Below are 25,680 nucleotides of genomic sequence, written 5' to 3'. Positions count from 1 at the left end.
GCGGTACAACAGTGCGCCGGCTGGCGGCTCAACAACAAACGGCGCTGGCATATCAGCCCCCATTGGTCCGGGACGCGCTGGCGCAGCGCTGCGTTTCCAGCCAGGCGAGCCACTGATCCATACCATCGCCTTTGGTGGCGGAAACCAGCAGGATTTCTATTTGCGGGTTCACTTCCCGGGCGTAAGCGATACATTTGTCGACGTCGAAATCGAGATACGGCAGCAGATCGACTTTATTGAGGATCATTAGCGTTGAAGCGGCAAACATATGCGGGTATTTCAGCGGCTTGTCTTCCCCTTCGGTGACCGACAGCACCGCCACTTTACAGCGTTCTCCGAGGTCGAAACTGGCCGGGCAGACGAGGTTGCCGACGTTTTCGATAAACAGGATCCCTTCATCCGCCAGCGGCAGGCGCTGTACCGCGTCGTGAATCATTTGCGCGTCCAGATGGCAGCCTTTGCCGGTATTGACCTGAATCGCCGGGGTACCAGTTTCGCGAATGCGTGCGGCGTCGTTCACCGTCTGCTGGTCGCCTTCCACTACCGCGCAGGGCACCTGACCGTGCAGGCGCTTCAGGGTTTCGGTCAGCAGGGTGGTTTTACCGGATCCCGGGCTGGAGACCAGGTTAAGCACCAGCTGGCGTTGGGCGGCGAAGCTGGCGCGGTTTTGCTGCGCCAGCGTGTTGTTTTTATCCAGAACGTCGAGTTCGATCTCCAGCATGCGTCGCTGGCTCATACCCGGAGCATGGGTACCGGCGGCGCCGTGTCCGTAATGGAGATCGCCCTGCGCAGTTTCCCGGGGGCTAAAGTCGGGAGTTTTCAGACCGGTGATCTTCATGGTCGGGCGGGCGGCGGGCGCAAACGGCGCGCTGCGAAACGCGGAATGGGGGTTATGTTCGTCCCCTTCAATGTAACGGTTGCCTTCGCCGCAACCACAGGTAGTACACATATTCATTCTCCTGATCAATTTCCCGGCGCTTTGTCTTCACGCCGTTATCCGCGTCAATGCGTCATTTTTCATTCTGGCCGCGGGCGCGACGGCTTGCCGGGTAACCATTTCCGGCGCCTGGCGATGATGCGCGGGTGCTCTATGGGACATCAAACGCCATTGGAACGCCAGCTTACAGGCGACAATTCGCTGGCGGGATCACGTCCGCTGGTTACACCATGCCACCGCGGGCGGCGGTCCTCCGTGATTGAGGTCATTCATTTGTGTAATTAATGTTCCGCGCCGGGTAAATATTCTGTCAAATGCCTGAATCTGGTTGTCAGGCATGCCGGGATTACCGTCAGGCTGGCGTTGGATCAAAGCCGCCGGCGTCCGGATCGGTTAGCGTGAGTGATGTCTGTAGCGCGTCGGCGCTCTTAACTGAATCAACCCGTTGGCAAGATCGGAGAAAAGGATGAACCGTTTCATCATGGCGGATTCCGGCAAATGTATCGGCTGTCGAACCTGTGAGGTGGCCTGCGTGGTGTCGCATCAGGAACAACAGGATTGCGCGGCGGTAACGCCGGGAACCTTTCTGCCGCGTATTCATGTGATTAAGGGGGCGAGCGTCTCCACGGCGGTGATGTGCCGCCAGTGCGAGGATGCGCCCTGCGCCAATGTTTGCCCGAATGGCGCTATCGTCCGGCAAAACGACTATATCCATGTGGTACAGGAGCGCTGTATCGGCTGTAAAACCTGCGTGGTGGCCTGCCCCTTTGGCGCGATGGAAGTGGTGGCGCGGCCGGTGGCCCTTTACAGCCCATCCGGCGAGGTGCGGATGGGGGAGCGGGTGGAGGCCAGTAAATGCGATCTGTGCCACCACCGCGCCGCCGGTCCGGCCTGCGTGGAGGCGTGTCCGACCCACGCCCTGACCTGCGTTGAAAGCGCTAAACTGGAACAGATAAGCGCCGAACGCCGCCGGCGCGCAGCGCTGGAGACTCCAGCGCTGCTCATGTAGCCGGCATAGCGCTATGGATTTTCTGAAGGGCGGAGCGGATGGAGCAGATGAACAATGACGGCGTGATATTGCGCATTCGCGGCAAAGTTCAGGGCGTTGGCTTTCGGCCCTTCGTCTGGCAACTGGCGCAGCAGATGGCGCTGCAGGGCGATGTCTGCAACGACGGCGCCGGCGTGGTGGTGCGTTTGCGCCAGCCGGCGCCGGCGTTTATTGAGCGGCTGCGGGCCGGCTGTCCGCCGCTGGCGCGCATTGATGCGGTAGAAGAAGCGCCGTACCGCTGGGAGACGCTGCCGCAGGCGTTCACTATTCGCCACAGCGACAGTAGCGTCATGGATACCCAGATTGTACCGGATGCCGCTACCTGTCCCGCCTGCCTGGCGGAAATGAACGATCCACACGATCGGCGCTACCAGTATCCGTTTATCAACTGTACCCACTGCGGGCCGCGTTTCACAATTATCCGCGCCATGCCCTATGACCGCCCCTTCACTGTGATGTCCTGTTTTCCGCTGTGCCCGGCCTGCGAGGCGGAGTATCGCAATCCGCTGGACCGGCGTTTTCATGCCCAGCCGGTGGCCTGTCCCGACTGCGGGCCGCAGATAAGCTGGCGCAGCGCACAGGGGGAGAGTGAAAAGCATGCTGCGCTGCAGGCGGCGATCCGCGCTCTGGAAACCGGGCAGATTGTGGCGATAAAAGGGCTTGGCGGGTTTCATCTTGCCTGCGACGCCGGCAACGACGCGGCGGTGAGCGTGCTGCGCGATCGCAAACGGCGCCCGGCGAAACCGCTGGCGGTGATGCTGGCGGATGACGCCGGACTGCCGCCGGACGCCCGGGCGCTGTTGCGCACTCCGGCGGCGCCGATCGTGCTGGTGGATAAATCACGGGTCGGCGGCCTCAGCGAACATATTGCGCCGGGCCTCAATGAGGTCGGCGTTATGCTGCCGGCAAATCCACTGCAACATCTGATTATGCGGCAGTTGCGGCGGCCGCTGGTGATGACTTCCGGCAATCTCAGCGGCCGCCCGCCGGCTATCACCAATCAACAGGCGCTGCGCGATCTGGCGGAGATAGCCGACGGCTGGCTGCTGCATAACCGCGATATCGTGCAGCGTATGGATGATTCCCTGCTGCGCCGCGACGGCGAAATGTTGCGTCGGGCGCGCGGATTTGTGCCGGATGCGCTGCCATTGCCGCCGGGTTTTTCCCGGGTGCCGCCGATACTCTGTCTGGGGGCTGACCTGAAAAACACCTTCTGCCTGGCGCGCGGCGACAGCGCGGTACTGAGTCAGCACCTCGGCGATTTAAGCGATGACGGCGTGGAGCGCCAGTGGCGTAGCGCGCTGGCGATGATGGAACAACTGTATGATTTCACCGCGCAGCAGGTGGTGGTGGATGCCCATGGGGGCTATCGTTCCTCCGCGCTGGGACGCGAGCTGGGCCTGCCGGTGACATCGGTGCTGCATCATCACGCGCACGCGGCGGCCTGCCTCGCTGAGCACGGCTGGCCGCTGGATGGCGGCGCGGTACTGGCGTTAGCGCTGGATGGAATCGGTATGGGGGAAGACGGCGCGCTGTGGGGAGGCGAATGCCTGCGGGTCGACTATCGCCACTGCCAGCGCCTCGGGGGATTGCCGGCCGTGGCGCTGCCGGGCGGCGATCTGGCGGCGCGTCAACCGTGGCGCAATCTGCTGGCCCACTGCCTGCGCTTTGTGGCGCAGTGGCAGGATTATCCGGAAACCGCCGTGATTCGCCAGCAGCCGTGGCAGCCGTTAGCCAGAGCCATTGAGCGCGGCGTGAATGCGCCGCTGGCGTCGTCTGCCGGCCGTCTGTTCGACGCGGCGGCGGCGGCGCTGGGTATCGCCGCGCAGCAGCAAAGTTATGAGGGTGAAGCCGCCTGCTGTCTGGAGGCGCTGGCGGTACGCCACGGCCCCGTTGTCCATCCGGTGACGCTCCCGCTGCGCGACGGCGAACTGGATTTTTGCGTCTTCTGGCCGCAGTGGCTGAGCTGGCGCGCCGCCCCCGGCGCCCGGGCCTGGGCATTCCATGACGCGCTGGCGAGCGGCCTGGCGGCGCTGGCGGACTGGCATGCCCGTCAGCACAGTATCGACACGCTGGTTTGCGGCGGCGGGGTGATTCACAATCGCCTGCTGCGCCAACGGCTGAGCGCCAGGCTGACCGGCTACCGGCTGCTGTTTCCCGGCCAGTTGCCCGCCGGGGATGGCGCGATAGCGTATGGCCAGGCGGTAATTGCCGCCGCCCGGGCGATGGATGGCAGGCTGGCCTCTTCTGTAGATACGTTGCGCCAGCCTGGCTAAGGTGCGTACCAGGGTATCCGCGCGATTAGCGGGCCTCGCCCCAGGCGCGTTCGATCTCTTCCGCCAGTACCCGCACGCCCGCTTCGATCTTCTCCGGGTCCGGCACGTAGTTCATACGCATACACTGCTGGGTATGTGGCCATGGTTTATCGAGACCAGGGAAGAAAAAGTGGCCCGGCACCATCAGCACTCCACGCTGTTTCAGGCGCTGATACAACAGTTCAGTGCTGACCGGTAAATCCTTAAACCAGAGCCACAGGAAAATCGCCCCTTCCGGTTTATGGATCAGGCAGCGCTCTTCGGGCAGGTAACGACGGAGAATGGCGATTGTCTCCTGCACCCGCTGGCGGTAAAACGGCTTTACGACCTCTTCGGACAGGCGCAGCAGGTCGCGGCGCTTGATCATTTCGCACACGATTGCCGGGCCGACGCCGCCGGGCGCCAGGCTGATAATGCCGTTCATATTGCTGATGGCGGAGACAATTTTTTCATTGGCGATAATGATCCCGCAGCGGCTGCCCGGCAGGCCGAGTTTGGACAGGCTCATACACAACACGATATTCGGGTTCCACAGCGGGCGCGCCTCGCTGAAGATGATGCCCGGGAACGGCACGCCGTAGGCGTTATCGATAACCAGCGGGATACCGTGCTGGTTGGCCAGCTCGTCCAGACGCATCAGCTCGTCATCCGTGATGACATTACCGGTGGGATTAGTCGGGCGCGAAACGCAGATCATGCCGGTATCGGCGCCAATCTGCAGGCGTTCGAAGTCCACATGGTATTTAAACTGGCCTGCGGGCAATAATTCGATATTGGGGCGGGTGGAGACGAACAGCTCCTCTTCCAGCCCGGCGTCGGCGTAGCCAAGGTATTCCGGCGCCAGCGGAAACAGTACTTTGCGGGTCGTGCCGTCGCTGCGCCGTCCGGCGAACAGGTTAAACAAGTAGAAAAACGCGCTCTGGCTGCCGTTGGTCAGCGCAATATTCTGCGGCTCGATATCCCAGCCGAAGGTGTCGCGCAGCATCTTCGCCAGTACGGTTAATAGTTCACTTTTCCCCTGCGGACCATCGTAGTTGCATAGCGCGTCAGTCAGTTTACCGCTGGACAGCATGTCGGCCAGTAGCTGATGGAAGTACTCGTCCATTGCCGGAATATGCGCCGGATTACCGCCGCCCAGCATAATGGCGCCGGGGGTGCGTAAACCGTCGTTGAGGTCCTCCATCAGGCGGGTAATGCCGGAATGGCGGGTAAATTTATCGCCGAAAAGTGAAAAGGTCATAACCGTGGATCTGCTTCATGCGTTTTTAAAGAGGCTAACCATAACGCCTGATATATCGATGTGCAAACCGGGAACAGGGACAGTGGTTGAAATATTATATGGCAGGATGTTTCTCGGTTGAGATTATATTCTGTGGTGATTGCCATACGCAGCCGTACCGCCAGCGCATCAAAAATACCCTGAATTTGTGGCGGGATGGCTTTTGACTTCCGTGGGCGATTGCGCCATAAGCGGGTTGCCGCGGCCGCCAGCTATCCGGCGGCCGCTGGCGTTTATTGCGGGTTACCGGCCCATACCACTACGACATTATCCCCTTGCCAGCTGCGGCTGAAACCATAGCCCTGGCTGAGGGTCAGCGTCTGCTGCTTACCGGCGCCGATGGCCGGATGGCGGGCGCGGAACTCTCCCAGTTTCTGCCAGTGCGCCAGCGTGGCGGCGCTTTTACCGCCGATATCCTGCCAGTTCATGTCGGAACGGGTACCCTGCAGCGGATCGGAGCCGCCAGGGCCGAGGGGACGCTCGGTTTCATCGCCGTAGTAGATTTGCACCGCCCCCGGCGCCAGCAGCAGAAGCTCCGCGGCGCGCGGCCCGCCCTCGCGAAACAGGCGGGTATCGTGGGAGGAAAGATAGCTCAGTACGTTGAAATCCTGCAGTTTATCGGCCATCTGCTGCCAGGTGGCGCCCATCGCCGCCAGGCAATCTTTGGCGCCGGACGCCTGGTCCTGGTAGTCGAAGTTGATCATCGCATCGAAGCCGTGCTGGTAATAGCTGCTTTGCATCACTCCGTGGCCCCAGGCCTCGCCAGTCATCCAGAACGGCGCGTCATCCAGTTTTTTGTCGGGATGTTGCGATTTCCACTCCGCCAGCGCTGCGCTGGCCTGGGTTTTTAACTGCTGCCAGGCGTCCAGTTCGACGTGTTTGGCGGTATCAACCCGGAAGCCGTCAATACCGAAATCGCGCACCCAGCGGCTCAGCCAGTGGGTAAGGTAGTCGCGTGGCGTGTAGCCGGGGATTTCCCTGGCCTGGCTGTCTGGCTTATGGGCATAGAAATGCGGCAGCCCGGAAGGGGTGGTGGATTCGGTTTTGATATCCGGCAGGAACGACAGCGACATGGTGAGGTCGTCATAGCCGGGGCTGTCGTAGTCGCCAATATCAGTACGCACCCAGTTTTTACCCCACCACTTTTCCCAGGCGGCTTTGTCGCTGAAGTTAATGTAATCGTTGAAGCTGTGCCAGCTTTGACCCGGCCCCGGGCGCCAGTCGCTCCAGGTTTTGCCGAGGGTTTTACGCAGTTCGTCCCCTTTCAGGTACAGGGCGCCGAACTGAAATTGCTGCATATCCGCCAGCGTGGCGTAGCCGGTATGGTTCATCACCACATCGAAGAGTACCCGGATGCCGCGCCGGTGAGCTTCATCCACCAGTTTACGCAGGTCTTCTTCACTGCCCATGTTGGCGTCCAGGGTGGTCCAGTCCTGGGTGTAGTAGCCGTGATAAGCGTAGTGCGGGAAGTCCCCTTTGGTGCCGCCCCCCACCCAGCCGTGGATCTGCTCGAGGGGCGAGCTGATCCACAGGGCGTTAACGCCCAACTGTTGCAGATAATCGAGCTTTTCGGTCAGACCGGCCAGATCGCCGCCGTGAAAGGTTCCAATCTCTTCCATACCGTCTTTCTGGCGTCCGTAACTGTGATCATTGTCCGGGTTGCCGTTGGCGAAACGGTCAGTTAGCACGAAGTAGACCGTGGCGTTGTGCCAGTTGAACGGCGCCCGGGTCGCGCTGCTGGCCGCTTCCAGCAGTAGCAGGCCATTGCTTCCCGGGGCCGGGGTCAGGGTGACATTGCCGTCTTTCACCGTCGCCAGCGCGCCGCTGTAGAAATCCCGTACCTGGCTGCCTTCCGGGAAGCTGGCGCCCACCGCCACCGTCAACGCTTTGCCGTCCCATACCGGGCACTGAAATGCCCGGGATACCGTCTGCGAGTCCTGTTGTTGTTGCAGCGCGATGGTCAGCGTTGGCGTGCCGGAGCGGGTGTCGATGCGCAACTGGTAGTTGCCGTCCCGGAACAGGCGCCACGAGGGCGGCGTACCGTCGCAGGGTTTCAGGGAGAGCATCTGATTGAGTTTAATGGCGTTTTCCGGCTGCCAGCACTGTTGGTCAAAATTTAACGTTAAAGGAAGCGTACCTTTCGCCAGGTTCGCGTGACTGATAAAGACGCCGGGGTTGTCGGCGCTGAACGCCGGGAAACCGGGCGCGGACCAGTCCGCCAGCGCGGCGGCAGGTAGTACAGGCAGTAACAGCAGAGGAAGGGTCAGCGTTTTCATGGTGATGTCCTGTGTTTTTTTTATTCAGTCTGACAGGTTTGTACGGCGTCAGGCTCATCCATATCCGGGCGGAACAGGGGAGGAGCTGCCAGGCTGAGCTAATCCTCTGTATTTATACGCTAAGTCGCGAAATTCACGCTATTTTCCCCGGAGATAAGAAAAACATGCGTGACAATATTTCAGATTTGGATTATTTCTTTACTGCTCTTGAGTGCTATTTTTGGTAAGATTTGAGATTCCGCTCTCAAATTTTGGATGAAAATAAGGTGTTGGAACGTAGAGATCCGACCAGGAGACATAATGATATCGATTCCGAAACGACGATTCGGGGCTACGATACTCATGTTACTCGCGCTGGGATTTTCCGGTGAGGTGCTGGCCAATAAGCACGAAACCCAGAAGACGAGTCACAAAGCCCACGTAACGCAAAAAAAATCGACAGCGACGAAAACAGCAAAGACGAAAAAGGCCACACCAAAGACAAAGACGGCTTCCGTCAGTCAAAAGGGTCAGTCTCTGGCAAGCAGTAAACAAGAGTATTCTCGCAATAGTGCAAGCGGTTCACTTCCTGATTTGCGAAAATACCCTTCCGGAACACCAAGAAAAAAAGCGTTTCTCCGGACAGTCATGCCATATATCTCGCGCCAGAATGCTGCCATTACAGCCGATCGTAACTGGTTGATTGCCAAACAGTATGAGAACCGCTGGTCGCCGTCCGAGCGCACGCGCCTGAAAGATATCGCCAGCCGCTACAAAGTGTCATGGAACGGTAATACCGCGCGTATTCCGTGGAATTCGCTGCTGGAGCGGGTGGATATCATTCCCACCAACATGGTGGCGACCATGGCGGCAGCGGAAAGCGGCTGGGGAACATCGAAACTGGCGCGCAGCAACAATAACCTGTTCGGCATGAAGTGTGCGAAAAGCCACTGCAACAGCGAGCCGGGGAAGGTGAAAGGCTATTCGCACTTTGAATCGGTCAGTGAGTCGGTCAGCGCTTATGTGCGCAACCTGAATACGCATCCGGCCTATTCATCGTTCCGTAAGTCACGCGCTCAATTGCGCAAAGCGGACGAAGAGCTGACGGCGGCGAACATGATTCATAAGCTGAAGGGCTATTCGACGCAGGGCAGTCGCTATAACAACTTCCTGTTTGCGATGTATCAAAGCAATCAGGGTCTGATGGCCGCCAGCCTGTAACCAATCGCCGGCGCCATCAAAACACTAAGGCCCCGTTCGCAACGACGGGGCCTTTCAGACGGTTGACAAAGGAGCAAAAAACGTGGTTTTTCCTCCTTTGTGGTTATCAGCCGAAAATCAATGCATTGATTTTCCTTGTTGTTGTGCTGGTGATATCTGTACGTCCGGCAATGAAATAAAGTTGGTCACCCATCTCTAAGGCCCTGTTCGCAACGACGGGGCCTTTTCTGTGCGGCAGAGAGTATGCCGTCTAGCCATACAGCTGTTTACTGAGCAGCGTGTTGGCGTGAATCAGGCGCATCAGGCGTATTTCAGTGGCGGAGGGTTTTACGCGCCGACAGCGCCACTCTTCCAGGGTAGCAACCGTGACGCCCATCGCGCTGGCCAGCTCATCGCCGTGCAGACCCGACGCTTCGCTCAGGGCTTCGAATTCCGTAAACACATTCATGTCCTGCGCCAGCGTGGCGGCGGGCGTCTGCTGTAAAACGATCTGTTCCAGGCTGCAAAATAGCTCATTTATCGGGTCTTCTTGCATCGAGAACTCCTTATTTTTTATTCGCTCTTTAAACGTCAATAAAGAATAGTCTTAATCCTGGTATGGGGATGGCGTAAAGTGGCTGTATTGCCGTTGCCCGGGGCTAACCGTTTGATTCCATAGTGTGCAAGTTTTTGTAAATCCCCCGCTTCGCTGTGGGTATACCTGTGGTTCACGGCATGTTGGCCGCCAGACTACTTGTGTATGAGCAGGGCGATCATCGGGCTGGCGCAGGGGCAGCGTGGGGTAGAACGCGACAAAAAGGCGCAGAGATTGGCCGGAAAGGGTATCCTGCGACAACAGGTTAGACTATTCTTAGCAGCAATGACGGCACCTGAGTGCCGCGGTGCGCTTATATTGGTAACAGGAGTAGAAAAATGGCGACAGGTAAGTCCTGCTCTCGCTGGTTTGCGCCGCTTGCGGCGATTCTGATGGTGGTGAGTTTAAGCGGGTGTTTTGATAAAGAAGGCGATCAGCGCAAGGCGTTTATTGATTTTCTGCAAAATACGGTGATGCGCAGCGGTGAACGTCTGCCGACCCTGACCACCGATCAGAAAAAGCAGTTTGGTCCATTTGTCTCTGATTATGCGATTCTTTATGGTTATTCTCAGCAGATTAATCAGGCGGTGGATTCCGGCTTAAAACCGGTGGTGGACAGCGTCAACAGCATCCGCGTTCCGCAGGATTATGTGACTCAGCGCGAACCGCTGTCCCAGGCGAACGGCGCCCTTGGCGTACTGAGCCAGCAGATTCAGAATGCGAAAATGCAGGCCGACAGCGCCCGCGCCACCCTGAAGCAGAATGATGAACTGAAAGCGGTGTACGACCAGGTGTATCAGAAGGTGGTGGTACAGCCGGCGGCGGCGATGGAACCGCTGATCCCGGCCGCCCAGACCCTGACCGGCCAACTGGTGCAGGTAGGGGATTTCATTCAGCAGCAGGGCGCCCAGGTGGGATTTGTGGCCAATGGTATTCAGTTCCCAACCTCCCAGCAGGCCAGCCAGTACAATAGCCTGATAGGGCCGCTGCCTTCCCAGCAGCAGGCGTTTAACCAGGCCTGGAGCGCCGCGACAAAAGCCATGCAGTAAGTTTTTCTCCCTCCCCTTCCCCTGTGGGGAGGGGCCTTCCCCCGCCCGTTATCCGCTGCTCGCGCTTTATACAGCAAGGGCCGTCTCCCTGATGATCCCCCGGCGTGTTGTTCACGTCATAAAACTGAAAAAAAGCGTCGTTACATTGACGTTATTTTCTACCTCAAGGGACATCACAATGAAATTAAAACACGGCTGGTTACTGCCGGTATTATTTGCCGCTGCGCTTCCCGCGACACTATACGCCCAGACTATTTATCCTATCGATCGCGCGACCATGCTGGCGGGCGGAAAATTCGATTTTAAAGTGGAATTTGACGAAGTCGTTAAGCCGGAAGACATTACTATTCGCATTAACGATCAGGATTATCAGCAGGTATTAGGCAAGCAGGCGACCTTTATCGAGCGCGAAGACGGTGAGAATGCCTCCGCCGTCTGGCTGCGTGATGTCAGCCTGGCGGATGCCGGAAAATATGTTGTCACCGCCGCGGCGAAAGGTAAAACCGCCAGCGTGACCTGGGATGTGTACCAGACGCCGCAATCCCGCAAAGCGAAAAACGTAATTTTGTTTATTGGCGACGGGCTTTCTGTGGCCCATCGCACCGGGGCGCGTATTCTGTCGAAAGGTATCACCGAAGGGAAAGCGGATGGTCGACTGGCGATAGACAACCTGCAGTATATGGCGTTTGCCGGCACTTCCAGTACCGACTCGATCGCTGCGGACAGCGCCAACACCATGAGCGCCTATATGACCGGCCATAAATCCGGTGTCAATGCGCTGGGGGTGTACGTCAGCCGTAGTAAGAACTCTCTGGAGCACCCGAAGCAGGAGACGCTGGGGGAGTTGCTCAGCCGCGCCACATCAATGTCTGTTGGCGTGGTCAGCGATGCGGAGATTGAGGACGCCACGCCGGCGGCGGTCGTCTCCCATACCCGGCGCCGGGCGGATAAAGCGGAAATCGTTGAGATGTTTTACAACGTCCAGCCGCAGGTGATCCTCGGCGGTGGTTCGGCGTATTTCCTGCCGAAAAGCACTCCGGGCTCGAAGCGTAAAGATGACGTCAATTACGTCGAAAAATTCCAGCAGGCGGGCTATAGCCTGGCAACCGACGCCGATACCCTGAAACAAAATGCCGCCCAGGCCACGAAACTGCTGGGGCTGTTCCATACCGGCAATATGGATGGCGTACTGGACAGGCGTTTCCTGAAAAATGAAGTCACTAAAAAATTCCCCAATCAGCCGGATCTCACGGATATGACCCAGGCGGCGCTGGATGTACTGTCGAAAAATAACGACGGTTTCTTCCTGATGGTGGAATCGGCGCTGATTGATAAAGCCTCGCATCCGCTGGACTGGGAGCGGGCGTTTTATAACACCATCATGCTCGATCAGTCGGTGGCGATAGCGCAGAAGTTCGCCGAACAGAATCCCGATACGCTGATCATCGTCACCGGCGACCATACTCACGGCATTTCGATTATCGGTACCGTGGATGACAATAAACCGGGTAGCGATATGCGTGAAAAAGTCGGCGTTTATGAAGAGGCCGGCTACCCGAATTATCAGGATGCCAATAAAGACGGCTATCCGGATGACGTCAATGTCTCGAAACGGCTGGCGGTGTTCTTCAATAACTTCCCGGACTACTACGAAACCTTCCGCCCGAAACTGGACGGGACATTTGTGCCGGCGATTAAAAACGAGAAAGACCAGTACATCGCCAATAAGGAATATGAAAAAGTTCCCGGCGCGGTATTCCGCGAAGGCAACCTGCCGCGCTCTGCGGATACCGGGGTGCACGCGGTGGACGATATGGTGATTCAGGCCAGCGGTCCGGGAGCGGAAAATATTCACGGCTATATGGATAACACCCAGCTATTCCGGGTGATTGTCGATGCTCTGGCGGTCAAGCCGCAGAGCAAGCAGTAAGCCGCTATGGCGCGTTCATGTCATCAGCGTCTGGCGGGGGAGACCCCGTCGGGCCCTTATCATCAACCCTGCGCGCTGCCGTTCTGGCGCTGGGCGCTGCTGGCGCTGCTGATTTTCGCTGCCGGCGTTCGGGCGGCGCCTCCCGCGCTGGCTTTTGACAAATTGTATGCCTCCTACGGCGTACTGGGACTGACTTTCTCGCCGGAAGTGAAAACCCTTTCCGGTCAACAGGTGACGATGCGCGGCTTTATGGCGCCGCCGCTGAAGGCGGAGTCTCAGTTCTTCGTATTAACCCGTATGCCGATGGCCCTGTGTCCGTTCTGCTCTTCCGACGCCGACTGGCCGGAGGATATCGTGGTGGTCTACCTGAAGAAGCGCCAGACCTTTGTGCAAAACAACACCATGATCGACGTACAGGGAGTACTGGAATACGGTTCGTGGACCGACCCTGATACCGGGTTTGTCAGCCTGCTGCGCCTGCGTGAGGCGTCGTTCGAGACTTTCAGGGAGTGATTGTGGCGGAACTGGTGATTGAAAATTTGCAGATTCGCTTTCCGGATACCCCGCAGGCGGTGCTGGACATCCCGGCGCTGCGGGTGGCGGCCGGCTCGCTGGTGGCGGTGATGGGGCCTTCCGGCTCCGGTAAAACCACCCTGGTGAACGCCCTGAGCGGTATGGACCATAGCGGCGTCGGTAGTGTGCGCTGGGGCAGCCAGGATATCCGCCAGTTGAGCGAAGCCGGGCGCGATCGCTGGCGCGGCAAACATGTCGGCCTGGTGATGCAGGACTTCCACCTGTTTTCCGGCCTCAGCGCGCTGGAAAACGTGCTGTTGCCGCCGCGTTTTAGCCACTGGCGGTTACCGGCGGCATTAAAAAATCGGGCCCACGACTTATTACAGCAGGTTGGACTGGCAACTGGTCATCGGCCCGTCGATGTGCTGTCCCGGGGGGAGAAGCAGCGGGTGGCGATTGCCCGGGCGTTGCTGAACGCGCCGCAGATTGTGATTGCCGATGAGCCTACCGCCAGCCTTGACGCCGACAGCGGCGAGCAGGTCGGCGAACTGCTGGTGACGCTGGCGCGCCAGCACGGCGCAACGCTGGTCGCCATTACCCACGACCGCGGGCTGGCAAGGCGCATGGCCCGCTGTCTGCAACTTGAGAAAGGACGGATAGTGGCGGATAACCCGCTTCAGGAGGAAGCGCAATGATTCCATGGCGTTTGATTTGGGTGAACTGGCGGCAGCAGTGGCCGGGGATGTTGGTGATCCTGCTGTTGATAGCCCTGGCGACCGCCCTGAGCATTTCCATTAGCCTGCAGGAGCGCGCGTTGCGTATGGGCAGCGCCCAGGCGGCGGATCGCTTTGATCTGGTGATTGGCGCGCCGGGCAGTGAAACTCAACTGGTGCTGTCGTCGGTCTATTTGCAGCCGTCGGCGCTGACGCTGGTACCGGCGACAATCCTTGACGATTTAGCGTATAACCCACTGGTGGCCTGGGCGGCGCCGGTCGCCTTCGGCGATTTTTATCGCGATATGCCCGTGGTGGGGACCAGTGCGGCACTGGTGACGGACGGCGGCAGACGCCAGTTAACCCAGGGACGGGTATTTGAGCGCGGCTTTGAGGCGGTGGTCGGCGCGGGCACTGGACTGCGCCCCGGGGATACCTTCAGCCCGGTACACGGTCAGGCCGGCAGCGAAGGCGCACACGCCCATGACGAGGTGCATTATACCGTGGTCGGCGTGCTGCCCGGCGATGGCAGCGCGTGGGATAAGGCGATTCTGGTACCGGTGGCCAGCGTCTGGCAGGTACATGGTATCTCTGCGCCGCATGGTGAAGAGGAAGGCCACGCGCATCAGCACGATGCAGATGAGCGCCATGCTGGTGTACACAGTGATGAAAACGATGACCCACAGGCGGATGCCGATGGCCACTCACATCAGGAAGCGGGGGTTCCGGCGATTGTGGTGAAACCGAAAACCGTCGCCGGCGCTTATCAGTTGCGGTCGCAGTACCGGACCAACGACACGCTGGCGGTATTTCCCGGTGAGGTGCTGGTGAAGTTGTACGCCATTCTCGGCGATATCCGCGAGCTGCTGATGTATGTCTCGCTGGGGACGCAGGCGCTGGTGGGGGTTGCCGTGGCGATGGTGGCGGTGATCCATCTGAAACAGCGCCAGAAACAGATTGGCGCCCTGCGCGCCTTTGGCGCGCCGCGCTACGGTATTTTTGCCCTGATTTGGTGTGGGCTAATGGTGCTGGTCAGCAGCGGGGTATTGCTGGGCGTTGGGCTGGGTTATATCGCCGCCCGGGGAATTGCGCTGCTGATGAGTAGCCGCAGCGGCTTTATACTGCCGGTGACCCTTGAGCAGGAAGACGCGGCGTTTATCGTCGCTCTGCTGCTGGTGGCTGCCGTGGTGTTGACGTTGCCGGCATTGCTGGCTTACCGCCAGTCTCCCGCCGTGGCGCTGCGCGGGGAATAAAGTTTACCGGGCGCTGTCCTGATGCGGACAGCGTCACCTCTCCCCGAATGGTTTCTTCGACGATCGCGGGAGGGTGAGAGTGCTGGATCACTTTTCGGTATCAGAAGATAACGAACGGCAAAATGATATTGTTATTGCAACGATATTTAGCATGCGGCGGCTATAAAAATGGCTGTGAATTGACTCGCCGGTCATTATTTTATGATAGTGAAAATAGTTTCCCTTGATTACGTGGGGAGCTTATTTTTCAGAATAACGCGGCGTTAAATATCTTTTTGATGTTTTTGGTTTTCTTTGTTTTTAAGCGTATCGGTAAACAACCATTCATTATAATTCCGGAATGATTTCTGTACTGGAAAAATATTAAAAATTATTTAATTCATCAACGGATGCCATATTTATGTCTATCCTTAAAGTTTACATTTTAAGGAGGCTGGTATGTCTACCGGTGCAAAAAATATATTTCATTACCCTCGTCCGCCGTTTGTTGAACAGCCTCAGCAGGCGCCCGGTCTGGCTTCGGAAATGAAGCCGCAGCCCGATCATGGTGAAACCAGTTATCGGGGAGCGGGAAAACTGCTGAATAAAAAAGCGCTGATTACCGGCGGCGATTCCGGCATCGGCAGAGCGGTCGCTATTGCTTACGCCCGCGAAGGGGCCGATGTGGCTATCAACTATTTGCCGGAAGAGGAGACTGACGCGGCGGCAGTGATAGCGCTGATCAAGGCGGAAGGCGGCCGTGCCGTGGCCATACCCGGCGATATCCGCAGCGAGTCATTTTGTGAAGCCCTGGTGGAACAGGCCGTTGAGGCCCTCGGCGGGCTGGATATTGTCGTGAATAATGCCGGCCGCCAGCAGTTTTGCGAGTCCATTGAAGAGCTGACGACGGAAGCTTTTGACGCCACCTTTAAGACCAATGTCTATGCGCCGTTCTGGATAACGAAGGCCGCCGTTCGTCATCTGGGCGAGGGGGCGGTGATTATCAATACATCGTCAGTACAGGCTTATAAACCCAGTGCTATTCTGCTTGATTATGCGCAAACCAAAGCCTGCAATGTGGCGTTCACGAAAGCGCTGGCGAAACAGTTGGGCCCGAAAGGCATTCGCGTCAACGCCGTGGCGCCCGGCCCATACTGGACGCCGCTGCAGTCCAGCGGCGGTCAGCCGCAGCAAAAAGTTCAGGAATTTGGCGCCGATACGCCGCTGGGCCGGCCCGGGCAGCCGGTAGAGATCGCGCCGCTGTATGTAACGCTGGCGTCCGATGCCTGCTCATTTGCTTCCGGGCAGGTATGGTGTTCCGACGGCGGCACCGGGGTGCTGTAACGCAGCAGGCGGGCGGGGCTTTCCCCACCCGCTGTTTGATCGCGGGCGGCTGAGGCTATTTCACCGCCTGCGGATTCACGCAGTTGTTATCGACCTTACCGTTCAGTGCGTCGATCAGGTTATCCACCGCGCAGGCCGCCATTGCGTAGCGCGTTTCGTGGGTGGCGGAGCCAATATGCGGCAGCGCCACCACGTTGGGCAGGCTTAACAGCGGAGAACTGACCGGCAGCGGTTCCTGTTCAAAGACATCCAGGCCCGCGGCGTGGATTTTGCCCTGCTTCAGGGCGTCAATCAGGGCGTTTTCGTCCACCACCGGGCCGCGTCCGGCATTGATCAGTACCGCGCTGGGCTTCATTTTCGCCAGTTTTGCGGCATCGAACAGGTGGAAAGTTTCACTGGTTAACGGCAGTACGATACAGACGAAATCAGATTCCGCCAGCAGCGTGTCGAGGTCGCAGTAACGGGCGTTAAAGCGCGCTTCGGCCTCCTGATGGTGACGGCGCGCGTTGTAGAGAATCGGCATACCAAAGCCAAAGTGGGCACGCTGAGCCAGCGCCAGGCCAATGCGCCCCATGCCGACAATCCCCATGGTCTTATGGTGAACGTCGATACCGAACCAGTCGGGGCCAATTCCTTGTGTCCATTCGCCTTTTTTTACCCGTTCTGCCACTTCCACCACCCGGCGAGCGCTGCTCAACACCAGCGCCATCAGCGTATCGGCGACAGTTTCGGTTAACACGGTCGGGGTGTGCATCAGGGCGATATGGCGCGCGGAAAGCGCCTCGACGTCAAAATTATCGTAGCCTACCGAGATGGTCGATGTGGCGCGCAGCCGCGGCATTTTGTCCAGTAACGCCTGGTCGACGTTTTCACTCGATCCCAACAGACCTTCGGCGCTGGCGAAAGCATCGGCGTGCGCGGCGACGGTGGCGGGACTCAGATCGTTAACCCGGGTGACGGTAAAATGGCTTTCCAGACGGGCCAGCAGATCGTCTGGCAGCGAGCGGTACAATATCACGGACGGCTTCATTCAGGGACTCCGTATCAGCAATGTCAGGGAACACGGCGCCGCTCCGCAGGCCGGAGCGACGCGAAAAGTTTTCAGGCGTGGCCGTGGACGCCGGGCGCCACACGCCGGTTCACGGCGGGTTTGACAATCAGGGTTAACCATACCGCAACAAACAGCGCCGCGCCCATAAAAATCCACGACGCGCCCGGGTTACCGGTGGCGCCGTTAAGGTAGCCGACAATCCAGGCGCCGAGGAAGGAGCCGAGCGCGCCCATACTGTTGATCAGCGCCATCGCGCCGCCGGCGACATTCTTCGGCAGCATTTCCGGAATGATGGCGAAGAAGGGCCCGTAGGGGGCGTACATTGCGGCGCCGGCGATAGTCAACAGCGTATAAGAGATCCAGAAATGCTGGGTGCCCACCAGCCAGGAGCCGAGGAACGCCAGCGCGCCGATTAACAACAATGGCCAGACGAACCACTTCCGGTTCTGCAGTTTATCGGAGGCCCAGGAGACGACAATCATCGCCAGGGTGGCGGCAAGGTAGGGTACCGCGCTCAGCCAGCCGACTTCCACCATCCCCATACCGCTGCTGCCGCTGCGAATAATTGACGGCAGCCACAGCACGAAGCCGTATACCCCAATACTCCAGGCAAAATATTGCAGGCACAGCAGGATGACATTGCGCGAGCGAAACGCTTCCCGATAGTTACGCACCGCTTTAATGCCTTCCTGCTCCTTATCGAGCTGCGCCTCGAGCGCCGCTTTTTCTGATTCGCTCAGCCAGCTGGCCTGTGCAGGTTTGTCCTTTGCCACCAGCCACCAGCAGAAAGCCCACAGCAGCGCCGGAATCCCCTCAAGGATAAACATCTCGCGCCAGCCGAAAGCCTGGATCAGATAGCCGGAAACCACCGACATCCACATCACGGTGACCGGGTTGCCGAGGATCAGAAAAGTGTTGGCCCGGGATCGTTCATCGCGGGTGAACCAGTTGCTGATATAGATCAGCATGGCGGGCATAACGGCGGCTTCCACCACGCCGAGTATAAAGCGGATCGCCGCCAGCGCCGGAATATTGCTGACCATCCCGGTCAGCGATGCGCACGCTCCCCAGAGGATCAGGCAGATAAAGATCAACTTGCGCACACTGCGCCGCTCAGCGTAGATAGCGCCGGGGATCTGGAAGAAGAAATAGCCGAGGAAAAACAGGGCGCCCAGTAGCGAGGAGATCCCTTTGGTGATACCGAGATCTGCATTGATGCCCGCCGCCGAGGCGAAGCTAAAATTCGCCCGATCGAGATAGGCGAGACTGTAGGTGATAAACACCACGGGCATGATGTACCACCAGCGTTTCATTGCATTGCCAGGGTTGGTCATAGATGCTCCTCTGCGTTGAGGTCAGGCATCCTGCCGGGTATCGGAAGGCGGATGCCTGAGGTTATTACCTGGTGGCCGCCCGTCAGATAAGCATAGCGTTGTGTGACGGGAAGTCGGTCAGGCAATCCTTTGCATTCGCCAGAACTGCTGGCATCCGGGGATATAGTGCTGATATTTAGTTTAAAAACACCGTTCCGGCACTCGCCGGAGGTCGGGGATTGTGTCTGTTTTTCTGGAATCGGTTCCAGTTATTCTGACGGCCATTCCCGGCTCCGCCGCCGTGCCCTGACTGAGATCAGGACGCGGAACGGGCGGAGAAGCCCGGCATATCGCTTCAGGTTTCGCGCAGCAACTGCACATAGCGGCGGGTGACCGCCACCAGATCATCGCCCTGGAGCGGGAACTCGATACCGCGCGGCACATCGTCGGGAAGCTGCTGCAGTAATGCCAGCCAGCGGGGATCGTCGCTGTCCGGTGGTACGGCGCGCCAGCTGTCCTGGTGAGGAACCGCGGCCTTAACGTGAATGTAACTGACGGCCGGGGCCAGATAGCGGGCGGCGTCTTCCGGGGATTCCCCGAGCCACAGCCAGTTCGCCATATCAAATGTCAGGCTCACCGGCAATTTCTGTACCTGGCAGGCGGCCTGAAAACGTTGCATTGGCGCCTGTCGGCCGCCGGAGGTTTGATCGTTTTCCACCACCAGCGCCACACCTGCCGAATCCAGCCAGTCGGTCAGGCGGCTGAAAGACAGGTCGGAGTGAAAATGCCCCAGCGAAAGCTTCAGCCAGTGGGCTTTCAACTGTCGGGCCTCCTGCAGTAGCGCGGGGATACGGTTATTCAGCGCGCCAATATCGTCAAACAGGGTTTCCGGCGCCGAATAGCAGGCCATCAATCCGTGTGCCGCGATGGCGTCTCCCAGAGCCGGTAACCGCTGTAATTCGTCCCCGGTGAATAGCTCGCGACGAATCTCCACGCCATCAGCCCCGCCTGCGGCAATGGTCGGCAGTACTGCCTGCTGGCCCCCCATTGCGGCAATGTATTCATGACCATAGGCGGCGGTAACGACGATGATTTTTCTTTCCATGAAGCCTCCGGGGACCATAACAATTCACTAACATGCTGAATACGCTATTTGGAACCGGTTCCATTGAAAAGCCTGGAAAGGCGAATTTATGATCGCAGTCACGAACAATTTATCAGCGTGCGGTGGAACCGCGGATAATCAGCTCGCCGGAGAAAACCTGCTCGCGCACGCTATCAGCGTGACCTTCAATCCGGCGCACCACCTGTTCCAGCGCCGCGTAACCCATCTGCCAGGTCGGCTGTTTTAAGGTCGTGATCCCGACCCCGGCCAGCTCCGCCCACTCCAGCTCGTCAAAGCCCAGCAGGCCGATATCGCTGCCCCAGTTAAGGCCGAGACGCCGCAGCGAGCGGGCCACCTGAAGCGTCAGGGCGCCGTTGGCGGACAGCAGCGCCTTGCGCATTCCCCGGTGGCGGGTATGAAACTGGCGCAGGGCGGTATCGAGAATATCGCTGTCGTAAAGGGGCACTTCGGCGCTTTCGGCGATGATCCCCGGGTAACGGGTCAGGGTGTCCTGAAACGCCTGCCGGCGCTCCTGGCGGGTGTTGACGGTGCCCAGCGGCTCACTGAGAAACAGAATCGCCTCAAATCCCTGTTCCACCAGATGTTCGGTGGCGGTCGCGGCGGCCTGGATATTATCCAGCCCTACCACATCACAGTCGAAATCGGGGATTTTACGGTCGATGAGTACCATTGGCAGCGCCGACTGCTGCAGACGGTTAAGCCCTTCTTCGCGCATGCCGACGGCGTTAACCACAATGCCTTCGACCTGATAGCTGCGCAGCAGATCCAGATAGTGCAGTTCCTGATCAACTTCGTTATTGGTGTTACACACCAGCGGGGTGAAGCCTTTTTCCCGACAGGCGGCTTCGATGCCGCTGAGGATCCCGACGGAATAGGGGTTGGTGATATCGGCGATGATCAGGCCAATCAGCCGGGTTCTGCCGCGTTTAAGGCCGCGGGCAAACTGGCTGGGACGATAGTTCAGCTCGGCGATAGCCCGTTCGATGCGCGCGCGCAGACTGTCGGATAACAGATGCTGTTCGCCGTTCAGGTAGCGAGAAATACTGGTTTTACCGGTGTTTGCCGCTTTGGCGACATCGCTGATGGTGGCCCGTGCTGCCTTGCTTTTCATGCCTTTCTCCTCCAATCGGAACAAGGAGATTAACACATTTTTACCCTCCGCCATCCTGGCAGAGGGCAGGTAGTATGGAAGTATTACTGTAGCGGGCTAAGGGTGATCTCTACCCGGCGATTTTGGGCGCGTCCTTCCTGGGTGCTGTTACTGGCGATGGGGTTTGCCGGCCCGACGCCGGCGGCGCGGATGCGGTTGCCCGCTACGCCCTGAGTAATCAGCGAACTGGCTACGCTATCCGCCCGCTGTTGTGACAGGCGCTGGTTCAGATCGCTGCCGCCGGTACTGTCAGTGTGGCCCACCACGTTGACCGCGGTTTTATCATACTCTTTGAGTACCAGCGCCACGCCGGTGAGTGTATTGGCGCCAGCTGGTTTCAGGTTGCTGGCATTACTGTCGAAAGTGACGTTATTGGGCATATTGAGGATGATGTTGTCGCCGCTGCGGGTCACGCTGACGCCGGTGCCCTGCATTTTCTGGCGTAACTGAGCTTCCTGGCGGTCCATGTAATAGCCGACGCCGCCGCCCAGCGCAGCCCCGGCGGCGGCGCCAATCAGCGCCCCTTTACCGCGATCGCTCTTCGAGGAAGAAAGCGCGCCCACTCCGGCTCCCACCAGAGAACCAATCCCGGCGCCGATGCCTGATTTGGCGGCTTCGCTTTCACCGGTATAGGGGTTAGTGGTGCAACCCGAAATGACCAGCGCGCCGCTGACGGCAGCGGCAATCATCAATGTGCTTTTTTTCATTTTTTGAGTCCTTACGGTCACGGGGCGCGCCGCACACCCGGGAGCGTGCGGCGCGCAGCCGGCGGAGAAAGTTCGCCGGCTGTTCTGGATTTGTAAATTTTACCGGCTGTTTATGTAACAGAACGACAATGGAAGTGACCGAAAACTATTGCACCGTCGTCTGGGGGCCCTGACGGCGATAAAATAGTCACAAACGTTGTTCAACGGTACGCGCAAAGCCCAAAAGCGTGGTTGCCGGGCTTTGTCTGGGGGGGATTTCCGGCGCGGCGATATAGACGGCTTAAGCCGCCTGCCAGCTCATGATCCAGGTGGGATGTCGGGTTTCCTGATGCCAGGCGCTGTCTTCAATGCGAAAACCGTGGGCGTGATAGAAGTTCACCGCCCGAATATTCTTCTGGTACACCTCCAGACTCAGTCTGCTGTAGCGCTGCATGGCGTGTTCCAGTAATGCGTGGCCGATACCGCTACCGATGTGCTGCGGCGCAACAAACAGTGCGCCGATAAACTGGCCGTCCAGGATACTGATAAAACCGACGAGAGCGCCCTGTTGTTCCATCACCCAGGTGCTGGCATTGGGCAAATAGGTATCGCGCACCACCGGCAGACTCTCCCGCCACCATGCTTCTGGAATGAACGGGTGCGCTTCAATGGTGCTGGCAAGCCATAGAGCCAGCAGCTCCGGGGTCTCCGGGCGCTGGAAAGGGCGAATCATCGGTTATGCTCCTGGCGGCAACAGCAGCCAATAACGTGGTCGTTGACCAGCCCGCAGGCCTGCATAAACGAGTAACAGATCGTCGAGCCGACGAACTTAAAGCCGCGTTTTTTCAACGCTTTTGACATGGCGTCGGAAACCGCCGTGGTGGCGGGGATTTCCGCCAGCGTCGCCGCCTGGGTTACCTGTGGCGTGTGGTTGACAAACGACCAGACAAAATCGGCAAATGGCTCTCCGTTGGCCTCCATGGCCAGGTAAGCCCGCGCATTGCCAATGATCGCTTCGATCTTACCGCGATGGCGAATGATCCCGGCATCCTGCACCAGTCGTTCAACGTCTTCCGGCTGCATGGCCGCCACGGCCCGGGGATCGAACTGGTGAAAGCAGCGGCGGTAGTTTTCACGCTTTTTCAGTACCGTGATCCATGAAAGGCCGGCCTGCTGGCCCTCCAGACAGATCATCTCGAACAGTTTTGGCCCGGACTTTTCCGGCACGCCCCACTCGTTGTCGTGGTAGGCCAGATAGAGAGGATCCTGGGTAACCCAGTCGCAACGTTGCATATGTTTTCCTTGTGCTTTGCAGAAAATGGATATTGTTCACAGCCTGACTTGACGAGCGTTATAAAGTAGTAATAGTTAAATCAGGGCTATTCATTCTCATCCTGTTCAGATTACCGCAGCGTGGGCGCCGTTGTCGTCCCTGGCGCCGTCGGGTTTCGCCGCCCGGATGGCTGAGAGCGCGCATGCCCTGAGAATATTACAATCCCTGTTGCCGGATTCGGCTCTCTGTGGAGTCGTTGGAATGGTTATAACAATAAGCAGTGGCAAGCGCAGGTGTACTGGCGCTGCGATACTATGCTGGTGCCTGGCGTTTTCCCCCGTTGCGTTTGCCTGGCAACAGGAATATATCGCCGATGATACCCGCGGGAATACTCCCGATCGCTATACCTGGGACAGCGATCACCAACCGGACTATAACGCTGTCCTGGCGGAGCGTATTTCCTCTGCCGGCGATGCGCTGTATGTCGGCGGCGGAATGACAGCTGCCGGTCAGGACGCGCATACGGGCTGGCGTTTCGCGCTGCCGGACGGTTTTTCTACCGGGCCGGACATCAACTGGCAGTCGCAGAAATCTGTCGGTTATGTTGACGACAGTATTGATGCCGGCAGCGATGGGGTAGACAGCCTCAGTAGCGTGGGGTGGCGAGTGGATTATTCGCTGGGCGCGGTAAAGCCGTGGGCGCGGGTGAGCTTTAATCATCTGGATGGCGACGGGTTGTGGTGGGCGCCGGCGGGGATGTTTATTACCGCGCCTGGCCGCCAGCAAAACCGCTGGCGGGACCTTTCTTTCGGCGCCGATATGCCGCTGACTTCCCATATGGCGGCCTGGGCGGCGCTATCCCAGGCGGAAGGAATGAACAGCGGGGAAGCATTTATGTACAGTCTCGGGGTGAGCGCGAAGTTTTAGGGAGATGAAACGGAACTCAGCAACTATCCCGCATGCACAAACTGGAGGCGATCGGCTGCTGATCGCGCCAGTTCCCGTCATTAAGGCGTTCGAGCAGCGCACGACCGGCTTCAATGCCGATTTTACGGTGCGGTACCGCCATGGTGGTTAACGGTGGCTGGCACACCCGGCTGACATCGCTGTCGCCGAATCCCACGACCGCCAAATCATCCGGAACCTTGATGCGGCGGCGCTGGCATTCATACAGCACCCCGCAGGCCAGCTCGTCGGAAACGCATACCAGCGCGTCCAGCTCCGGCCAGGCCAGCAAAAACTCTGGTAGTTGAGACGCCCCGGTGGAGAAATTGGCGGGCAGCGCGGCGTTGATCACCCGGTTGGGCGACATATGGTGGCGCAGCATCGCTTTATACCAGCCCTGCAGATGCTGCTGAAAAATCCATTGTTCCTGATTGGCGCACAGCAGACCGATGCTCTGATAGCCGCGCTGAATCAGCATTTCCGTCAGTTCAAACATGGCGGCGACATTATCAATACCGATATTCATATCGAGAGGATCGGTGCGCATCGCGCCCATCTCCATGACCGGAATGGAGGCGTTTTGCAGCCAGTGGCGCACGGTGTCGCTGTGTTCGACGCTCAGCAGAATGGCTGCCGCGATATTGGAGGCCAGCAGCGTTTCCAGCAGTTTCTCTTCCTGTTCCAGGCGGTGCTGCGATTCCGCCAGCATGATCTGATAGCCGGCGGGCTGCAATATCTGCTGGAGCCCGGCGAACATTTCGGAACAGCCCGCTTCCGCCAGATTGGGCACCACCATGGCAATGGTCCACGATGACGCGGACGCCAGCGCGCTGGCGGCAAGGTTGGGCATATATCCCAGTTCCTGCACCGCGGCTTCGATTTTTTCACGCAGTTTATCGGAAACCTGTTCTGGGGTGCGCAGGGCGCGCGAGACGGTCATGGTGCCGACGCCGGCAAGCTGGGCAACATCAGCAAGGGTGACTTTACCGGTACTACGCCGTTTTCGGGTCAAAGACATACAGATTCCTGCTTGTTTACAACACGTTGGCACACGCTTTGATTATCGTTCTGCACAATTTGTGCAACGCAGTATACGCCTTTACGCTGCTTTTTTGCTGAGTTTTCATGCAATGATTATAATATGATAGCGCTATCACAAATCTGAATGTTATCCGTTGGTAGCGCTATCTTTGTGATGTTTGTCACGGTTAATGGTTGCCCGCTTGAATAAAGTTTGCCCATCTTTAGCTAAATGGCGGAGGCGTAACGTGCTCAACAGATGGATAAACGATGCAACCATTACGCTGCAGCAGCATGCCGAAAGCTGGCAGCAGGCGCTGGAAATCTGCGCCAGGCCGCTGCTGGCAGCCGGGGTTATTACTCCTGAGTACATCACGGCGATTGTCGCGCAGCACCAGAAACTGGGGCCTTACTATGTGCTGGCGCCAGGGCTGGCGATGCCGCATGCCAGACCGGAAGAGGGCGCAAAAGGTTTAGGGCTTTCCCTGCTGAAACTGGAGCATGGCGTGTCGTTTGGCGCCGGGGAGTTCGATCCGGTGGATGTGATTGTGATGCTCGCCGCGCCCGATAACCACAGCCATATTGAAATGATCTCCGCACTGGCGGAATTATTTTCCAGTGATGATGATATGGAAAAATTACATCAGGCGCACACTCTGGAGGAAATTAAAAACATTATCGAACGCTTCTGATTTTATTACCACTC

23 protein-coding genes are annotated in these 25,680 nt (G+C 58.5%); 11 read left to right on the top strand and 12 right to left on the bottom strand.

The genetic code is table 11. From position 1 onward, the window contains the following. Window positions 1-52: 52 nt before the first annotated feature. A complete protein-coding gene (hypB, locus tag AQ981_RS04375; RefSeq protein WP_058910544.1) occupies window positions 53-949 on the bottom strand; it encodes a hydrogenase nickel incorporation protein HypB in 897 nt (298 codons plus the stop codon). A 454-nt stretch (window positions 950-1,403) separates the two neighbouring features. Here hypB and hydN point away from each other — a divergent pair, with 454 nt between their 5' ends. Together hydN and hypF are read left to right on the top strand one after the other, a co-directional pair. Then, entirely contained in the window at window positions 1,404-1,946 is a 543-nt protein-coding gene (gene hydN, locus AQ981_RS04370) for an electron transport protein HydN (RefSeq protein ID WP_058910543.1), read from the top strand. 38 nt (window positions 1,947-1,984) lie between these two features. Continuing rightward, the gene (hypF, locus tag AQ981_RS04365; RefSeq protein WP_058910542.1) at window positions 1,985-4,261 is read left to right on the top strand and encodes a carbamoyltransferase HypF; all 2,277 of its coding nucleotides are present in this window, start codon (window positions 1,985-1,987) and stop codon (window positions 4,259-4,261) included. Window positions 4,262-4,286: 25 nt separating this feature from the next. Here hypF and avtA read toward each other — a convergent pair whose 3' ends face one another. Together avtA and AQ981_RS04355 are read right to left on the bottom strand one after the other, a co-directional pair. Then, window positions 4,287-5,540, bottom strand: a complete 1,254-nt coding sequence (gene avtA, locus AQ981_RS04360) for a valine--pyruvate transaminase (protein WP_058910541.1) — start codon at window positions 5,538-5,540, stop codon at window positions 4,287-4,289. A gap of 272 nt (window positions 5,541-5,812) precedes the next feature. Then, the gene (locus tag AQ981_RS04355) at window positions 5,813-7,855 is read right to left on the bottom strand and encodes an alpha-amylase (protein ID WP_058910540.1); all 2,043 of its coding nucleotides are present in this window, start codon (window positions 7,853-7,855) and stop codon (window positions 5,813-5,815) included. Window positions 7,856-8,155: 300 nt separating this feature from the next. On the opposite strand from AQ981_RS04355, the gene AQ981_RS04345 reads away from it, so the two are divergent. Next, a complete protein-coding gene (locus AQ981_RS04345) occupies window positions 8,156-9,055 on the top strand; it encodes a protein bax (RefSeq protein ID WP_058910538.1) in 900 nt (299 codons plus the stop codon). A gap of 250 nt (window positions 9,056-9,305) precedes the next feature. On the opposite strand, the gene AQ981_RS04340 is transcribed toward AQ981_RS04345, so the two are convergent. Beyond that, window positions 9,306-9,590 (bottom strand): helix-turn-helix domain-containing protein, encoded by a 285-nt coding sequence (locus tag AQ981_RS04340; protein ID WP_058910537.1) that lies wholly within the window; start codon window positions 9,588-9,590, stop codon window positions 9,306-9,308. Between the two features lie 377 nt (window positions 9,591-9,967). On the opposite strand from AQ981_RS04340, the gene AQ981_RS04335 reads away from it, so the two are divergent. The 6 genes from AQ981_RS04335 (at window position 9,968) to AQ981_RS04310 (ending at window position 16,410) form a co-directional block, all read left to right on the top strand. Then, complete coding sequence (locus AQ981_RS04335; protein WP_058910536.1) at window positions 9,968-10,678, top strand: DUF3053 domain-containing protein; 711 nt, start codon at window positions 9,968-9,970, stop codon at window positions 10,676-10,678. 178 nt (window positions 10,679-10,856) lie between these two features. Next, a complete protein-coding gene (locus tag AQ981_RS04330) occupies window positions 10,857-12,608 on the top strand; it encodes an alkaline phosphatase (protein WP_058910535.1) in 1,752 nt (583 codons plus the stop codon). Window positions 12,609-12,614: 6 nt separating this feature from the next. After that, the gene (locus AQ981_RS04325; protein WP_249226262.1) at window positions 12,615-13,121 is read left to right on the top strand and encodes a hypothetical protein; all 507 of its coding nucleotides are present in this window, start codon (window positions 12,615-12,617) and stop codon (window positions 13,119-13,121) included. Window positions 13,122-13,123: 2 nt separating this feature from the next. Next, entirely contained in the window at window positions 13,124-13,816 is a 693-nt protein-coding gene (locus AQ981_RS04320; RefSeq protein ID WP_058910534.1) for an ABC transporter ATP-binding protein, read from the top strand. Beyond that, window positions 13,813-15,087: an FtsX-like permease family protein gene (locus tag AQ981_RS04315; protein ID WP_058910533.1), complete on the top strand. Its 1,275-nt coding sequence runs from the start codon at window positions 13,813-13,815 to the stop codon at window positions 15,085-15,087. The genes AQ981_RS04320 and AQ981_RS04315 overlap by 4 nt, the downstream gene beginning before the upstream one ends. Window positions 15,088-15,525: 438 nt before the next feature. Beyond that, window positions 15,526-16,410, top strand: coding sequence for an SDR family oxidoreductase (locus AQ981_RS04310; RefSeq protein WP_058910532.1), 885 nt, complete (start codon window positions 15,526-15,528; stop codon window positions 16,408-16,410). A 55-nt stretch (window positions 16,411-16,465) separates the two neighbouring features. On the opposite strand, the gene ghrB is transcribed toward AQ981_RS04310, so the two are convergent. From ghrB to tag, 7 genes are all read right to left on the bottom strand, one after another. Beyond that, window positions 16,466-17,440, bottom strand: a complete 975-nt coding sequence (gene ghrB, locus AQ981_RS04305) for a glyoxylate/hydroxypyruvate reductase GhrB (protein WP_058910531.1) — start codon at window positions 17,438-17,440, stop codon at window positions 16,466-16,468. 71 nt (window positions 17,441-17,511) lie between these two features. Then, window positions 17,512-18,795 (bottom strand): MFS transporter, encoded by a 1,284-nt coding sequence (locus AQ981_RS04300; protein WP_058910530.1) that lies wholly within the window; start codon window positions 18,793-18,795, stop codon window positions 17,512-17,514. Window positions 18,796-19,129: 334 nt separating this feature from the next. Continuing rightward, window positions 19,130-19,879: a sugar phosphate isomerase/epimerase family protein gene (locus tag AQ981_RS04295; RefSeq protein WP_058910529.1), complete on the bottom strand. Its 750-nt coding sequence runs from the start codon at window positions 19,877-19,879 to the stop codon at window positions 19,130-19,132. A 112-nt stretch (window positions 19,880-19,991) separates the two neighbouring features. Further along, complete coding sequence (locus AQ981_RS04290; protein ID WP_058910528.1) at window positions 19,992-21,011, bottom strand: LacI family DNA-binding transcriptional regulator; 1,020 nt, start codon at window positions 21,009-21,011, stop codon at window positions 19,992-19,994. An 83-nt stretch (window positions 21,012-21,094) separates the two neighbouring features. Continuing rightward, on the bottom strand, window positions 21,095-21,757 hold the full coding sequence (locus AQ981_RS04285; protein ID WP_058910527.1) for an OmpA family lipoprotein: 663 nt from the start codon (window positions 21,755-21,757) through the stop codon (window positions 21,095-21,097). 280 nt (window positions 21,758-22,037) lie between these two features. Then, the gene (locus tag AQ981_RS04280) at window positions 22,038-22,469 is read right to left on the bottom strand and encodes an N-acetyltransferase (protein ID WP_058910526.1); all 432 of its coding nucleotides are present in this window, start codon (window positions 22,467-22,469) and stop codon (window positions 22,038-22,040) included. Next, a complete protein-coding gene (tag, locus tag AQ981_RS04275) occupies window positions 22,466-23,029 on the bottom strand; it encodes a DNA-3-methyladenine glycosylase I (RefSeq protein ID WP_058910525.1) in 564 nt (187 codons plus the stop codon). Before tag ends, AQ981_RS04280 begins: the two co-directional genes overlap by 4 nt. Window positions 23,030-23,270: 241 nt before the next feature. Between tag and AQ981_RS04270 the strand changes: the two genes are divergently transcribed. Further along, window positions 23,271-23,936 carry a hypothetical protein gene (locus tag AQ981_RS04270; RefSeq protein WP_058910524.1) on the top strand — a complete coding sequence of 222 codons (666 nt, stop codon included), beginning with the start codon at window positions 23,271-23,273 and terminating at the stop codon, window positions 23,934-23,936. 16 nt (window positions 23,937-23,952) lie between these two features. Here the strand turns inward: AQ981_RS04270 and AQ981_RS04265 are convergent, their stop codons facing one another. After that, entirely contained in the window at window positions 23,953-24,972 is a 1,020-nt protein-coding gene (locus AQ981_RS04265; protein ID WP_058910523.1) for a LacI family DNA-binding transcriptional regulator, read from the bottom strand. A 250-nt stretch (window positions 24,973-25,222) separates the two neighbouring features. Here AQ981_RS04265 and AQ981_RS04260 point away from each other — a divergent pair, with 250 nt between their 5' ends. After that, window positions 25,223-25,666: a PTS sugar transporter subunit IIA gene (locus tag AQ981_RS04260; RefSeq protein WP_058910522.1), complete on the top strand. Its 444-nt coding sequence runs from the start codon at window positions 25,223-25,225 to the stop codon at window positions 25,664-25,666. Window positions 25,667-25,680: the final 14 nt, after the last annotated feature.

This window comes from Entomohabitans teleogrylli, from assembly GCF_001484765.1.
Taxonomy (GTDB): Bacteria; Pseudomonadota; Gammaproteobacteria; order Enterobacterales; family Enterobacteriaceae; genus Entomohabitans; species Entomohabitans teleogrylli.
Note: the sequence above shows the minus strand (reverse complement) of the source record. Positions and strands in the feature narration are given on the sequence as shown.